Source organism: Pseudomonas sp. FG43, assembly GCF_057809175.1.
Genome location: NZ_JBMDJL010000009.1, coordinates 138,194 through 152,955, shown reverse-complemented (window position 1 = coordinate 152,955; position 14,762 = coordinate 138,194). Strand labels below are relative to the sequence as shown.

Genomic DNA, 14,762 nt, shown 5'->3' with positions numbered 1-14,762 from the left:
ACATGAACATTGAAGAGATTCGTCAACTGGTGGCTGATCTGACACTGGCAGGTTTGTATGGCGCAGAGATCGAGAAGCCGGGGTTCAAGCTGAGCCTCAAGCGCGGCGTTGCCTGTCAAACCTTGCCTTCTTTATCCGTAGAGATCGCGGCAGCAGAGTCGGCTTCCAGCACTCTGGACATCAAGTCCAGCGGCATCGGCCACTTGCTGGATGCCCACCCGGACAACGGCATCGTACTGGCACCGCCTGGCAGTGAAGTGCAGGTTGGCCAACTGGTCGCACTGCTGGCCGTCGGCAATCTGATTCTGCCAGTGCGCAGCCAGCATGCAGGTCAGGTTTGCAGCCTGCTGGTGCCCAGCGGCACAGCGGTCGGTTACGGCCAACCGCTGATACGTCTTTCTCCCAATGCCACAGAAGCGGAGCAACCATGAAGATCGACCTGAATGCAGACATGGGCGAAGGCTTCGGCGCCTGGCGCATGGGCGAAGACGAAGCCCTGATGGAGATCATTTCCTCGGCCAACGTCGCCTGTGGTTTTCATGCCGGTGACCCTCTGATCATGGATAACACGGCGCGACTGGCCAAGGCCCGAAGTATCGATCTGGGAGCCCATGTGGGCTTCCCCGACCTGATGGGTTTTGGTCGTCGCCAGATGAACATCGATATCAATGAACTGAGCACTTACGTGACCTACCAGTTGGGCGCACTGGCAGCGATGGCCAAGGTCGCGGGCCATCGCATGACCCACATGAGCTTTCATGGCGCACTGGGCAATATGGTTGCCGCCGATACGGAGATGGCTGCGCACCTGATTCGCAGCGTGGCGGCGTTCGACCCCGGGATCATCATCAGTTCGTCCAGCAGCCGCGCCATCGAAAGCGCCGCCAGCCAGTGCAACCTGCGGGTGGCGACAACCTTCCTCGCCGACCGCGCTTACGACGATGACTGTCTGCTGGTGCCACGCAAGATCGCCAACTCGGTCATCAAAGACCCCGCGACGGTACTGCAACGGGTTCGACAACTGCTGGAAGACAGCACCGTGACCAGCATCACCGGTAAGGTCATCAAGGTCAGCGCCTGCTCGATATTGCTGCACGGCGATACACCCGGCGCGGTTGAGCTGGCGCGTACGGTGCGCCATGAAATCGAATCGGCGGGCGGGCAGATCGTGCCGATTTCGCAGCTTGTGGCGTAAGCCGTCGCGGCCAAGGCCCCTCCCACATGAGCCGTACAATCCTTGTGTGAGGCTGCATGAAACGAATCATAAGAGACGCTTATAGCCACACAGCCAATCCGTCTTGGTCGCCGGGGTTTGTGCTGGATAGAGTCGATGCATGAGCAACACACAGCATTCAGAGGTAAACGCAATGCCATTTTCCGATTACAAAACCGCGCTGGTCACGGGCGCATCTTCCGGCATCGGTGCCGCTGTGGTTGAGCGTCTGTGCCAGGAAGGTATCGAAGTTCACGCGCTGGCCCGCAGCGCCGACAAGCTGGCCGATCTTTCAGCACGCACCGGCTGCATCGCACACGCAATCGATGTCACCGATCTGGCCGGGCTGACGGCACTGTTCGGGCAATACAACTTCGACATTCTGGTCAACAACGCCGGCGTCGACCGTCCGGGCTCGATCCTAAAGGCTGACGCCGAGGGCATCGACTTCCTGATCGACGTCAACCTGCGTGCCGTGCTGCATCTGGCACGCCTGGCCTTGCCAGGCATGGTCGAACGCGACAGTGGCCATATCATCAATATCAGCTCGATTGCCGCAGCCTATAACTTTGGCGGTAACTCGACCTACCACGCCACCAAGGCGGCGGTGAGCATGCTTTCTCGCCAGTTGCGCATCGATGCCTTCGGCAAGCGTGTGCGGGTCACCGAGATCTGTCCGGGCCGGGTCGCCACCGACATCTTCGCCCACGTCCATGGCGACTCCGAAGAAACCTACAAGCGCTTCGTCGAAGGTTTCGAGCTACCCGTCGCCGCCGATATCGCCAATGCCATCGCCTTCGCGATTGCCGCGCCGGTGTCCATGAACATCGGCCATATGGAAATCACCCCGACGCTGCAAGTGCCTGGCGGCCTGTCCACTGCACGCCCACAGGACTATCAGGGCTGAAAGCGTCACCACCGAGATCAGAACGGATCAATCCGTCACATGCTCCCTGGCCGGGCCGGACGCCCGGCATTTTTTCTGCCCCTACCCATGCTGATAGGGATTGACCATGAAGCAAGACTTCGATTTAGCCCCGATCCTGCAAGGCGAATACGCCGAGCTGATCCTCAAGGGCATCGAAATGACGCTGCAACTGGCTTTGTTCGCCTGGTGTCTGGCCATGGCCCTCGCGCTTGTGCTGGTGACCGTGCGCCTGACCGGTAACAAATACGCCAATCGTCTGGTAGCGGCCTATGTCTCCTACCACCGCAACGTGCCGACACTGGTGCAGTTGATGCTCTGGTATTTCGGCATCCCGACCCTGCTGTCCAGCTCCACACAAATCTGGCTGGCAGGTTACAACACCGAATACCTGTTCTCGATCATTGCCCTTGGCCTGTGCCAGGCCGCGTATTTCAGCGAAGACATCCGCAGCGGCCTGCGCGCCATTCCTGCCGGGCAGACCGAGGCTTCTCGGGCGCTGGGCATGGGCTATGTACGCTCGATGCGTTACGTGATCCTGCCGCAAGGCGTGCGCAACTGCCTGCCATCGCTGATCAACCATACGGTGCTGTTGTTCAAGAACACCAGCCTGGCCATGGCCATCGGCGTCATGGAGCTGACTTACGCAACGCGGGAAGTCGAGAACTACACCTTCCGCACCTTTGAAGCCTTTCTGGTGGCTTCGGTGGTGTACCTGGCCTTTTCGCTGCTGCTGATGGCCCTCGGTGCCCTGCTGGCCAAGCGATTCAACAAAGCTTTGGCGAGGTAAGCGACCATGTTCGATATCTTCACGATTCTGCAGCAGAACTGGACGCTGTTCCTGATCGGGCAATACCCTCACGGCCCTTTGGGCGGCCTGGCGAGCACCCTGATCCTGGCGGTTCTGGCGCTGCTGTTCGCCTTCCCCCTCGGCCTGTTGCTGGCACTGGCAAGGACGTCGCCCTGGAAAGCACTGCGCTGGTTCTCTACCGTCTGGGTCTATGTGCTGCGCGGCATTCCGCTGCTGATGGTGATCTTCTGGACCTACTTCCTGGTGCCCTTGATCATCGGCCACAACATCACCGGCTTCACCACCATGCTCTGCACCCTGGTCATCTACCAGAGTGCCTATCTGTGCGAAATCATTCGCGGCAGCATCCAGGCGTTGCCGAACGGCCAGTACGAGGCTTCCCGTGCTCTGGGCATGGGCTACATGCGTACCACGGTCTGGGTGATCCTGCCTCAGGCGCTTTATAACGCGCTGCCCAGCCTGCTCAGCCAGTTCATTTCCATCATCAAGGAAACCTCGCTGGGCTATGTGATCAACGTTCAGGAAATAACCTTCGCCGCCAATCAGGTGAACAACCAGTTACTGACCAAGCCCTTCCAGGTGTTCTTCATTCTGGCGGTCATTTACTACCTGCTGTGCTTTGGCCTGACCCATCTGGCCGACTGGCTGGAACGTCGCATCGCCCGCAAGCGCCAGGGCACCACCGTTGCTGCCGTTACCGACAGCCCTTTGCCTAACCCTATCAATCAAGAGGGCTGACTCATGCGTCCAATGATCATGTTTTCCAACGTCAACAAGTGGTACGGCGAGTACCAGGCCCTGACCAATCTCACCGCCCAGGTGAATACCGGTGAAGTCGTGGTGCTGTGCGGCCCTTCCGGCTCGGGCAAGTCGACGCTGATTCGTACCGTCAACCGCCTGGAAGACATTCAGGAAGGCCAGATCCTGTTCGACGGACAGGACGTGAACGGCACCGACGCCAACGTGAACCGGCTGCGCAGCCGGGTGGGCTTCGTGTTCCAGAGCTTCAACCTGTTTCCGCATTTGTCGGTGCTGGACAACATCATCCTGTCGCCCACCAAGACCCTCGGCCTCAAGGGCTCGGCAGCAAAACAGCGGGCGATGCAACTGCTGGAGCGTGTCGGCCTGGCGCACAAGGCCGGCGCCTATCCCGCGCAATTGTCCGGCGGCCAACAGCAGCGCGTGGCGATTGCACGTGCGCTGGCCATGGAGCCACCGGTCATGTTGTTCGACGAACCCACCAGTGCCCTGGACCCGGAAATGGTCGGCGAAGTGTTGAGCGTGATGAAGGGCCTGGCCAAGGACGGCATGACCATGATGTGCGTGACCCACGAAATGAACTTCGCCCGCGAAGTCGCTGACACCATCTGGTTCATGGATGCCGGACAGATTCTGGAAAAAAGCGACCCGGAAAGCTTTTTCAGCCAGCCCCGACACCCGCGCGCACAGCGTTTCATCGCTGACTTGCGTGCCCATTGATTGGCAAGAACGATTTGCAAGAGCTGCCGCTGGACCGATTACTGATCCTTAATCTTCTGGAGTTCCCCATGCGTATGAAGCATCTGTTCGCCGCTGTAGCGTTGAGTCCCTTGGCAGTAACCCTGGCCCATGCCGATCAATTGAGCGACATCATGGCCAGACAATCCATGAGCTGCGGCGTGTATGCCGACGTTCCGCCCTTCTCCGCACCGGACCCGAAAACCCGTGAGCTGGTGGGCATGGATGTCGATCTGTGTACCGCGCTGGCGAAAAAACTGGGCGTGAAGCTGGAGCTCAAGCCGATGTCGGTGGAAGCACGGGTTCCGGAAGTGAAAATGGGCCGCGTCGATGTGCTGTTCGCCAACCTGGCCTACACCCAGACCCGCGCCGATCAGATCCAGTTCAGCGACCCCTACTACATCGCCAAGGAAACACTGGTAGTGCATGCCGTCAACGCTGACAAGGACAAGGCCTTCTTCAAGGGCAAGCGCATCAGCTCCACCAAAGGCTCCACCTCCGAGCAATCGATCCGCATCGCTGGCGCAGTGCCGGTGACCTTCCAGGACACAGGTTCTGCTTACATGGCCCTGCAACAGAACAAGGTTCTGGGCCTGGTCACCAACACCATGACCGCCATCAAGCTGGTCAACCAGGCCAAGGCCTCAGGGGTGGAGCTGGCAATCGTCAAAGAACCGATGGCGCTGGAGCCGATTGGTGCCGGTATGCGCAAAGGTGAGCCCGCTTTCCTGGCCAAGGTCAACGAGTCCCTGAAAGCCATGGACGACGCAGGCGAAATCGACGCCATCTGGGACCGCTGGATTGGCCCGAACACCGAATACAAGATGGTGCGCGAAGACAAGGTACAAAGCCTGAGCAGCCTGAAGTTCGATCCATTGCCTTGATCGACGCATAAGTCCCAAACGCCCTGCTTTTGCAGGGCGTTTCTTTTTCGGGTTCTGTTATGAAACAAGAGCCTGTAGCATCCGGTTGCATGTAAAACCGGAGACAGACAAAGATGGCACATTCGCTTCAATATCAAGTGTCAGACTCCATTCGCGGTATCGAGACCGAAGTCGGCCGACTGCTTGATCTGGTGCCCATGCTCAAAGACGCAGGCAATGACGAACTGGCCGCAAAGGTCAGCCTGCAGGCGCACAGACTGCTTGAGGTGGCAGTGGCGTTGAGGATGGCTTTGGCGGGGTGAGTCATACGAGGTTAACCACCGCAATAACAGCCAAAAACACCGTATCGCTGCACACTTCCTCCCCCCGGCAATACGCCGTCTACCCGCCAAAACTGCCCGAAAAGACCCGCTGATGATTTTTCATCACGGCCCGGAAACCTTTTGTATAAAAATTGACGTAAACATCACTTTGCCATTACTGTTGCGCCTTGCGGCAGCATCATTGCTTCGCCAACGGATTGAATTACAAGGGAATGTAAAGCATGCAGGCTGCGCTGCTTCGTACGGGCAAAAGTGACGAATTCATCGCTGTAGGCGAAACCGGGCAATCCGTTTACAAAGCCGCCCTGCAGTTAATCGCAGCCCTCACCCGCAAAGATCCCTCTCTGGCCAGATTCCTTGCCGTGCCCAAAAGCAACGAGCAAGGCAGCGTGATCGACTGGTACAGCCCGGTCCCCGGCGACGTGGTGCCCTGGAGTTCGGCAAGCGAAGACGAGCGCGACGACGCCAGGGCACAACTGCTCCGATTCAAGGACGCCGTCGCAGGCATGAGCAAAGCCTTGGTTCAGGCCGCAAACAAGGATGAGCAAAGAGACCAGATCATCTTTGGAAAATTGCTGGGGCTGATTCCTCATGCACCTGCCGAAGACTACCTGTATCTGGTCCAGACAACTCGCACTGAAACCAACGGCGGCAACGAACCCTGCATACAGCCGGTGCTGACTTTCTGGGGTTTCGTAAAGAGCGAAGCCGACCGCTATCATGACCCGCTATATTTTCTGGCCCAGAGTCCAATCGTCCCAGACATCTCCTCCTCACCAAGTCCGGCATCTGCTGCAGATGTGACGAAACCGCAGATTACAACCACCTCCGTTACATCTGGCCAGCCTAATCCATTGCTTCGTACGGGCAAAAGTGACGAACTCATAGCAATGGGTGAAACCGGGCAGGCGGTATACAAATCTGCCTTGCAGCTCATTTCAGCACTCGCTCGTAAAGATCCCTCCCTGTCCAGATTCCTTGCCGTGCCCAAAAGCAACGAACAGGGCAGTGTGATCGACTGGTATAGCCCGGTTCCAGGCGATGTAGTGCCCTGGAGTTCGGCCAACGAAGACGAGCGCAACGCAGCACGGGCCCAACTGTCCCGTTTCAAGGAAAACATCGCTGCGATGAGTCAGGCGCTTGTGCAGGCGGGTAAAAAGGATGGGCAAAGCGACCAGGCCATATTTGGCAAATTGCTGGGGCTGGTTTCGCATGCACCAGACGAAAGCTATGTGTATCTGGTCCAGACAACACGTACCAATGCCAACGGCGATAACGAGTCCTACCTGCAGCCGGTGCTGACTTTCTGGGGTTTCGTAAAAACTGAAACAGATCGTAATCGTGAACCACTGTACTTTTTGACACAACAGCCAAAGGCCCATGCCCCATCACCCGACTCGACACCGTCTGCAAGTCCAGCTACGCCCCAGATGACAGCAACTCCTGTTGTTCTGCGCCCTTGGTGGCGTCGCTTCTGGTGGTTATGGCCACTGCTGCTCTTGTTGCTGGCCTTACTGTTGTTCGGCCTGCTTCGCGGTTGCTTGCCAACGGCAACGTTGCCTGTGGGCGGCCTTTCAATACCACCGACAGGTATCTCCACAAACACAAACACCATCAGTGCAAGTAGCCATCCAGTAGATGGCATAGCGCTCAATGGTTCGACACTGCCAACCAGCAGGGCCACTGTGAGCACCACTCAGCCTCAGACACAGACGACCGATCCAGCATCGATAGCGCCTGAGCCGACAGCACAGCCTCAAGCCAGCGAAACCGCTGCAGCCGAATCCGAAGCTGCACCTGAACTCCCAGCAGAACAACCGACAGCCGGAGCCCAGACACCGCAATCCGGAACGCCTGGCGAACCGTTAAGCATTCCACAGGACACAGCCGAAGGCCCGGCCTCCTTCCTCAACGGCAACTACCGTGCAGGTGCAGGCATCATGGATGCCAAGACTTCAAGACCCTTGCGCCTCCAGTATGCATTCGAGAAAGGCAAGGGCAACGTCACTATCCGCCGTCCTGACGGTGTGTCCTGTACAGGTGCGGTCAATGCCGCCATGAATGGCGGAAGCCTGGGCATCAACAGCCAGGATCAAGCCAACTGCACCGACGGCAGTCGCTATGACATGCCACAAGTGTCCTGCAAACCAGGTGCCCAAAGCATCGCGGATTGCCAGGGCAACTACGGCAACACTCAATTCCCCATGTCCATGCGGCGCGAATAAAGGCTGGACCCATGCTGCCAGAACTGACTCAATTTGAAGAAACCGTCCACCTGATCAATGACAGCGGGCTCCAGTTCATGGACTTCGCGGTCAAGCTTGATCTGCGTAACGAACCCGCCGGGCGCTTTGCCAGGATGGGCAACACCTTGATCGCACGCCTGTTGCAGAATCAGGAAAGCAAACAGTACTTCCACTTCGGCCCGGTGGGCACGGCCAGCCAATCCGGCGAAAGGCTGGCACAGTCACAGGCTCAGGAACGCCTGATCAGTGAAGTCGACGACGAAGATCTGACTCTGAGCATGCAGACCAGCCTCAGGCTGCTCGATGGATTGTGGCTGCCCGTCCCCTTCTTTCGTTTCCTGCCGCCAGAGCGTTATGACGAAGGCCCGACCAACTGGGCAAGAGCGCGCCTGGTCGAGCTTGAGCAAGCCGATGTAGACGGCAACACTCACCGCCTGACCCTGGCGTTCGACACTCGTGCCATGGCCTCGGCAGCAGGCATGCAGTATCTGGCACCTACCCGCGACGACATCAATGCCGGTTCATCTTTCCGTCTGGCGTGCCATGCACGTCAGAGCCGCTGGTTTCTGGACCAGAAATGGGTGCAGGACTGGCTGGCGGAAATCTATCGCGAAAGCAACAAGCATCGTCCCAGCGAAGACATCGACGAAGAACTGATCGAGCAGCGCCACATTGGTCACTACCTGAACCTGCTGAGCCTGATGGACCGGCCAATTCCCGAGCAGCGTACCAGCGAGCCCGCACGCATCGAGGTGCCGGAGGTCAAGCTCACCGCCAACGGCGTCGACTCCATCGACCCGCCCATTCCAGTGGATCTGGTGCTGGACGTCGGCAACTCACGCACCTGCGGCATCCTGATCGAGAATCACGGGCAATCCGGCGATGGGATGAAGCACAACTACATCCTGCAGATACGTGACCTAGTACGTTCAGAGCGGGTTTACAACCAACCCTTTGAAAGCAGGATCGAGTTTTCCCAGGCAGCCTTCGGCAAGGAAAACTTTTCGGTACAAAGCGGTCGCCATGACGCTTTCCAGTGGCCGACCATCGCCCGCGTCGGGGTCGAAGCAGGACGTTTGTCCGCACGCCGCCGTGGCACAGAGGGCTCGACCGGTCTATCGAGCCCCAAGCGTTATCTCTGGGATGAAAACGCCTACACCCACGGTTGGCGCTTCAACAACTCCTACGTGCAGACCGACAACGAGCCCAAAGCCACTGCTGCGCCCTTCTCACACAAGATCACCAAACTCGGCCAGGCGTTCTACAAGCTCAAGAACGAGGACGATCGCCTGCCCGCGTTCTCCCCACAGTACTCACGCAGCGCGCTGATGACGTTCATGCTCGCCGAGGTGCTGACCCAGGCTCTGTCGCAGATCAACAGCCCGGCGCAGCGGACCCGCATGGGCCACACCCAGCGGCCACGCCAGTTGTCCAGCATCACCCTGACCGTGCCGCCGGGCATGCCGCAAGTCGAGCGCAGCCTGCTCAATGACCGTCTGCTACAAGCCCTGGCGCTGGTCTGGAAATGCATGGGCTGGCACGAAGGCGACCTCGACCCGAGCAAGGCCAAGGGCCTGAATTCAACGGTACCGGCGCCACGGGTCCCATTGCCAAGGGTAAAAGTGGAATGGGATGAAGCTACCTGTGGCCAACTGGTTTACCTGTACACCGAAATCCGCGAAAACTTTGCCGGTCATGCCCAGGAGTTCTTCGACACCCTCGCACGCCCGGACAAGTCCAATCGGGAACAGATCACCCTTGCCAGCATCGATATCGGTGGCGGCACCACCGATCTGGTCATCACCGATTACGCGCTGGAGCGTGGTGCCGAGCATGCAAGCGGCAGTAACGTATCGATCATCCCCGAGCAGCGCTTTCGGGACAGCTTCAAGGTCGCCGGTGATGACATCCTGCTGGATATCATTCAGCGTTTCGTACTGCCGCCGCTGGAACAGGCACTCAAGGACTTCGGCGTGGTATCGCCACGCTCGCTGCTTTCGCGGTTGTGCGGCGATGAAAGTACCAGTGCTCAGGACGCCATTCTGCGCCAGCAACTGAACCTGCAAGTGTTTGTTCCTCTGGGCCTGCGCCTGCTCAAGGACTACGAGGCATACGACCCGGAATTGCCAAGCCCGGTCCATGACTACAGCTTCGCCGAACTGCTGGAAAAAGACGCGATCAGCGAACGTATCCATGAATACGTGGCCGGTGGCGTACGCCGTATCGATGGTGGCCGTGACGGCTTCGACCTAAGCAAGGTCGTGCTGCGCATCGACTTGCCTGCCATTCATCAGGCCTTCCTCAAAGGCCAGATCAACCTGAGCAAGATTCTCGATGCCCTGTGCGAAGTGGTGTTCCAGTACCCTTGCGACGCGCTGCTGCTGACCGGTTGGCCATCGCGCTTGCCGGGCGTGCAGGCTTACATACGCCGAAAGGTGCCACTGCCTCCGGGACGCATCGTGCCTATGAACGGTTATCGCACTGGCGGCTGGTACCCGTTCCACCGCAATGGCCAGATCGACGACCCAAAGAGCACGGCAGCCGTTGGTGCCATGCTGTGCCTGCTCAGCGAGCAGCGCAAAGTGTCGAACTTCTATTTCAGCGTTGGCCGCCTCAAGCCGTACTCGACCATGCGCCATATCGGAAAGCTGGACGAAAACAATCTGGTCATCGACCACGACATGCTCTACCGGGACGTGATCAAGAGCGACGCCCTGGGCAATGAGTTCCTGCAACTGCACGAACCACAACTGGAAGGTCCACAACTGCGGGTACTGGGCAAGACGCGCCTGGGTTATCGCCAGTTGAATGCAGAACGCTGGGTCGCGGCACCGCTGTACCTGATCGAACTCACTGAGCGCGGCACTCGCAAACTGGTGGGAAAACCAACAACCGACGGTAAAGAAGCCTGCCTGCTGTTGCGCTTTCGCGTAGAGAGCGCCGACGCAGACCGCAGCGACGCCGACATTATCGCCGAGACACTGGTGATCGACGACAACATCGAAAGCAACGTCCTGGATCAATCCTTCGACCGTAAGGACGTGAGGCTGCAGCTCTACACCATGTTGAGCGCTGAAGGCGGTGCCTCCAACTATTGGCTCGACAGCGGGAGCGTGAGTCCGAAATGACTACTCTGACCACCGAACAGATTCAACTCGCACACGCATGGACATCAGTACACAAGGGCGCTGGCCTGGCCCTGGACTGGGTGGAAGAAGTGGCGGGCAAAGTCGAGGAAGTAGCGGCCAAGGCCGTCCCGCTCAATCGCGACCTGCACCGCGCCCGCAATCTGGCACGCAGCCTGGGTCGCGTCTCCACAACGCCCATGGGCATAGGTTTCTTCGGTTTGTCCCAGGCAGGCAAGAGCTACCTGATTTCCGCCCTGGCTGCCGACAGCAAGGGCCAGCTTCTGACCCAGTTCGGCACCCAGTCACTGGATTTCATCAAGCATGTAAATCCAGTGGGTGGCGGCAAGGAGGCTACCGGTCTGGTCACCCGCTTTACCCGCCGTGCCGAGCCCGGCAAGGACCCTCAGTATCCGGTGGAGTTGCGTCTGTTCCGCGAGATCGAGATCGCCATTATTCTGGCCAATGCATGGTTCGAGGACTTCGATCATCAGCGCCTGAACAGCCAGATCACCGACTCACACATCGACGCTTTGCTGCAACGCTTTGAAGATCATGCAGCGACCGAACCGACGCCGGGGGTCAACAGCGATGACGTCGTGCTGCTCTGGGACTATCTGGAACACAACTACCCCAACGCCGTACGCCCACTGAATGCCCGCTACTGGCCACGGGTGGTCAAGCTGGCTCCAAGGCTGTCGGTTCGCGAACGCGCTCAGTTGTTCTCCCTGTTGTGGGGCGGCATCAACAAGATGACCGAAACCTATGAGCAACTGGCAGCCGCCCTGCACCGCCTTGGTCTGGCCGAAACGGTCTTCGCACCGATCACAGCACTGGTCAGCGAGCGTGACGGCCAGATGATCCAGACCAACAGCATCATCAACGTGGACATCCTCAGCCGCCTGGGCGGTAGCGGTGACAGCGCACTGGAAGTCCGTCCGGCCCATGAAAGCAACCTGCGTACGCCTGTATCGGTAAGCAGGGCCGAACTGGCGGCACTTACCAACGAGCTGATTTTCCGTCTGGACAACGAACCGGCCAACTCCATCGTCAACAGCGTCGATCTGCTGGACTTCCCCGGCTATCGCAGCCGCCAGAAACTGATGAGCATCGACGAAGCCAGCGAAGTGGACAGCAGTGGCGCAACCAACAACCCGGTTGCAAAGCTGCTGCTGCGCGGCAAGGTAGCCTACCTGTTCGAGCGCTACACCAATGAGCAGGAAATGAACGCGCTGGTCATGTGCACCAGCAGCTTCAAGCAGAGCGAAGTGGTCAGCGTGGGGCCAGTGCTCAAGAGCTGGATCGACAAGACCCAGGGCACCAGCGCCCAACAGCGGGATGGTCGTGCCAGCGGGTTGATCTGGGCCTTGACCATGTGTGACGGCTTCATCGGCGGCGCGCTGAATGGCGAGACCGTGCAGTTTCCCGAGTCCTGCGACAACATGCTCAAGCTGACCATGATTGAGCGCTTCGGCAACGAAGAGTGGATGAAACAGTGGGGTAACACACCGTTCAAGAACACCTATCTGGTACGCAAGCCACGCTTCAAGACGAGCTTCATCGACCTGGCGACAAGTGGTGAAGAACTCGGCTTCAATGAATCATCCAAGGCCGCCTTGCAGGCCTTGCAGGAAGCATTCAGCAACAACGAACTGGTCAAGCGCCACGTCGCCGAACCGCTGGATGCCTGGCAGGCGATGCTCAAGATCAATGATGGCGGTATGAGCCGCTTCAGTACCGCCTTCACGCCAGTGGCCGACATCAACTTCAAGTTGCAGCGTATCGAAGAGCAACTGGATGACTTGATGGTGAAATTGCTGCCACGCCTTGAGGAGTACTACGAAGCCGGTGGCGAGGATGAACGCGCCAAGAAAAAAGCCATCGCCAACCTGATCGTCCGCCCCTTCGCCACCACCAAGCACGGTAAATACGTACTGGGTGAACTACTTGCCTACATGGCGGTGCCGGAAGACCAGTTGCGTGACCTCTATCTGAACGGTGACTTCGACAACCCGGCTACCGAAACCACCGAAGCGGCCCCCGCCAACAGCGCCCCGGAAGTGGAATACGACATTTTCGGTGATGCGGTTACCCCGGCAGCCGAAGCGCCGCCTGTCGCAGTGGCCGCGCCGCAATACCAGAGCCATGAACACCGCTTTGCCCGCGCCGCATTCAACCTGTGGGCAACGCACTTGCGTGGCCTCAGCCGTCGCCAGCATTTGCTGGACCTGCTGGAGTTGCCGTCCGAAGCCATTGCCTTGCTGGTCAAGGAGCTGGTGGTCTGCGCCGAACGCCTGGACCTGCCCTTGCAGCTCAGCCAGGCCCTGCTCAAGCGCGCGCAGAGCGGCGTGCGCAGGGAAAATCTGGTTCAGCGACAGGTGCTGACGGCACAACTGCTGCTCAACGACTTTGCCGCCTGGTTCGGTCATACCGCACAGCCAGCCAGTCAGCGGCCTGCAGGCCTTCTGGGCGCAAAGCAGCCGCTGTTCTCCTTCTATCAGAAGGAAATGCCGGGGCGTTTCCCGCTTCTGGCACCGCAAGCCGACGACCAAAGCGTGATCTTTGCCGATGACTGGATTTCCGGCATTGCCATTCATACCCAGAACAATGTGGGCCATCGCAAGGGCAAAGAAATCACGCCTGAGCAGAACGAGGCCCTGGGTCGGGTCATCCAGGCCTTCAAAACGAGATAATTCATGTCCATCACGATCAAGCTCACTCCCTTGGCAACCCCCGCTCCAGGGCGCGCCTTTCTTCAAGTACGTGGCTGGGAACATGATGCTGGCAACCTGGAGTTCGCCATTCAGCGCAACCAGGATGACTATTACCTGCAACACGACCAGCAATGGGGCAATGCACCCTGCTGGTTCGCTCAGCATTTCGTGGAAGATGCCGATGGCGACTCGATCAGCTATCAGGCTGGCCCGGAAATCGTCGACCCGTTACTGCTGAGTTCAGCCACTGGTGTATTCAATTTTCGCCTGCGCAGCCCGGATGGCAGCACCGAAGATGAAAACCCTATGCGCCTTGCTCCCGGCTTGAACTCATCTCTTGCAGTGAGTGCAACCGGTGTCGGTGCAGCGCAAACCACTGTCAGCCTTGCGCAGCCCCAGGCAATACCACAACCGGTTCTCGAACCAGAGGCAGAACAGCCAGAGGAAGTACAACCGCCGCCGGAGCCCATCGCTGAACCAACACCACCGGCACCGTCCGCAGCACCACAACCGACCAAAAGCCGCCTGCCCCTGTTGCTGATCGGCCTTCTGGTCTTGTTGGCTATCGCGGCAGGTCTGTGGTTCTGGCTCAAACAGCCAGTTGCTCCCGAGCCCGTGGTAGTTCCGACTACCCCAGCGGTCATCGCAGAACCTGCGCCTGCCCCGGCAGTGGCCGCGGTGCCCTGCAGCATCGAAGCATTGAGCAGCGAAACTGAACTGAACTTTGTCCAGGGCTGCATAAAGCAGGCACCGGACAGCGCGGCACTGCTCAAGGTCATCGAGCTGGCAAAGACCAACAAGCAATGCGGTGTCGCGCAGCGGCTGTACGCCAATCGCGCCCAGGCTGGAAATGTCGAAGTGGCTCAAGCCTATGCCCGCGAGTACGACCCCAAGTACCTGCAACCCAGCGCCTGCTTCGCCACCCCGGACAATGCCACTGCCGCTTACTGGTACGAGACCATCCTCAGCTATCAGGCCGACAACGCCGAAGCTGCACAACGTCTGAAGGAACTCAAGCCGTGAG

12 protein-coding genes and 1 pseudogene are annotated in these 14,762 nt (G+C 58.8%); all 13 read left to right on the top strand.

The annotated features are described in order from the left end of the window. Nucleotides 1-2: 2 nt before the first annotated feature. The 13 genes and pseudogenes from ACODS3_RS13205 (at nt 3) to ACODS3_RS13145 (ending at nt 14,761) form a co-directional block, all read left to right on the top strand. On the top strand, nt 3-431 hold the full coding sequence (locus ACODS3_RS13205; RefSeq protein WP_201019173.1) for an acetyl-CoA carboxylase biotin carboxyl carrier protein: 429 nt from the start codon (nt 3-5) through the stop codon (nt 429-431). Beyond that, complete coding sequence (locus ACODS3_RS13200) at nt 428-1,195, top strand: LamB/YcsF family protein (RefSeq protein WP_201019172.1); 768 nt, start codon at nt 428-430, stop codon at nt 1,193-1,195. The genes ACODS3_RS13205 and ACODS3_RS13200 overlap by 4 nt, the downstream gene beginning before the upstream one ends. 172 nt (nt 1,196-1,367) lie before the next feature. Beyond that, complete coding sequence (locus ACODS3_RS13195; RefSeq protein ID WP_095067017.1) at nt 1,368-2,120, top strand: SDR family oxidoreductase; 753 nt, start codon at nt 1,368-1,370, stop codon at nt 2,118-2,120. A 106-nt stretch (nt 2,121-2,226) separates the two neighbouring features. Further along, nucleotides 2,227-2,928: an amino acid ABC transporter permease gene (locus ACODS3_RS13190; protein ID WP_095066991.1), complete on the top strand. Its 702-nt coding sequence runs from the start codon at nt 2,227-2,229 to the stop codon at nt 2,926-2,928. A gap of 6 nt (nt 2,929-2,934) precedes the next feature. After that, a complete protein-coding gene (locus ACODS3_RS13185; RefSeq protein ID WP_489034661.1) occupies nt 2,935-3,687 on the top strand; it encodes an amino acid ABC transporter permease in 753 nt (250 codons plus the stop codon). A gap of 12 nt (nt 3,688-3,699) precedes the next feature. Continuing rightward, nucleotides 3,700-4,428: an amino acid ABC transporter ATP-binding protein gene (locus tag ACODS3_RS13180; protein ID WP_177434620.1), complete on the top strand. Its 729-nt coding sequence runs from the start codon at nt 3,700-3,702 to the stop codon at nt 4,426-4,428. Between the two features lie 68 nt (nt 4,429-4,496). Next, nucleotides 4,497-5,330, top strand: coding sequence for an ABC transporter substrate-binding protein (locus ACODS3_RS13175; protein ID WP_025260428.1), 834 nt, complete (start codon nt 4,497-4,499; stop codon nt 5,328-5,330). Nucleotides 5,331-5,443: 113 nt separating this feature from the next. Further along, a complete protein-coding gene (locus ACODS3_RS13170) occupies nt 5,444-5,632 on the top strand; it encodes a hypothetical protein (RefSeq protein WP_201019170.1) in 189 nt (62 codons plus the stop codon). A 242-nt stretch (nt 5,633-5,874) separates the two neighbouring features. Then, a pseudogene (locus ACODS3_RS13165) lies at nt 5,875-6,465 on the top strand (SrfA family protein); the annotation flags it as partial. A gap of 78 nt (nt 6,466-6,543) precedes the next feature. Further along, on the top strand, nt 6,544-7,878 hold the full coding sequence (locus tag ACODS3_RS13160) for an SrfA family protein (RefSeq protein ID WP_201019229.1): 1,335 nt from the start codon (nt 6,544-6,546) through the stop codon (nt 7,876-7,878). An 11-nt stretch (nt 7,879-7,889) separates the two neighbouring features. Further along, the gene (locus ACODS3_RS13155; RefSeq protein WP_489034658.1) at nt 7,890-11,027 is read left to right on the top strand and encodes a virulence factor SrfB; all 3,138 of its coding nucleotides are present in this window, start codon (nt 7,890-7,892) and stop codon (nt 11,025-11,027) included. Beyond that, nucleotides 11,024-13,717 carry a putative virulence factor gene (locus ACODS3_RS13150; protein WP_201019168.1) on the top strand — a complete coding sequence of 898 codons (2,694 nt, stop codon included), beginning with the start codon at nt 11,024-11,026 and terminating at the stop codon, nt 13,715-13,717. The genes ACODS3_RS13155 and ACODS3_RS13150 overlap by 4 nt, the downstream gene beginning before the upstream one ends. Nucleotides 13,718-13,720: 3 nt before the next feature. Continuing rightward, the gene (locus tag ACODS3_RS13145; protein ID WP_489034656.1) at nt 13,721-14,761 is read left to right on the top strand and encodes a hypothetical protein; all 1,041 of its coding nucleotides are present in this window, start codon (nt 13,721-13,723) and stop codon (nt 14,759-14,761) included. Nucleotide 14,762 lies beyond the last annotated feature (1 nt).

Bases quoted from the DNA above. Each gene is read 5' to 3' on its own strand.
- ACODS3_RS13205 (WP_201019173.1), top strand. From the start codon at position 3: ATGAACATTGAAGAGATTCGTCAACTGGTGGCTGATCTGACACTGGCA.
- ACODS3_RS13200 (WP_201019172.1), top strand. From the start codon at position 428: ATGAAGATCGACCTGAATGCAGACATGGGCGAAGGCTTCGGCGCCTGG.
- ACODS3_RS13195 (WP_095067017.1), top strand. From the start codon at position 1,368: ATGCCATTTTCCGATTACAAAACCGCGCTGGTCACGGGCGCATCTTCC.
- ACODS3_RS13190 (WP_095066991.1), top strand. From the start codon at position 2,227: ATGAAGCAAGACTTCGATTTAGCCCCGATCCTGCAAGGCGAATACGCC.
- ACODS3_RS13185 (WP_489034661.1), top strand. From the start codon at position 2,935: ATGTTCGATATCTTCACGATTCTGCAGCAGAACTGGACGCTGTTCCTG.
- ACODS3_RS13180 (WP_177434620.1), top strand. From the start codon at position 3,700: ATGATCATGTTTTCCAACGTCAACAAGTGGTACGGCGAGTACCAGGCC.
- ACODS3_RS13175 (WP_025260428.1), top strand. From the start codon at position 4,497: ATGCGTATGAAGCATCTGTTCGCCGCTGTAGCGTTGAGTCCCTTGGCA.
- ACODS3_RS13170 (WP_201019170.1), top strand. From the start codon at position 5,444: ATGGCACATTCGCTTCAATATCAAGTGTCAGACTCCATTCGCGGTATC.
- ACODS3_RS13160 (WP_201019229.1), top strand. From the start codon at position 6,544: ATGGGTGAAACCGGGCAGGCGGTATACAAATCTGCCTTGCAGCTCATT.
- ACODS3_RS13155 (WP_489034658.1), top strand. From the start codon at position 7,890: ATGCTGCCAGAACTGACTCAATTTGAAGAAACCGTCCACCTGATCAAT.
- ACODS3_RS13150 (WP_201019168.1), top strand. From the start codon at position 11,024: ATGACTACTCTGACCACCGAACAGATTCAACTCGCACACGCATGGACA.
- ACODS3_RS13145 (WP_489034656.1), top strand. From the start codon at position 13,721: ATGTCCATCACGATCAAGCTCACTCCCTTGGCAACCCCCGCTCCAGGG.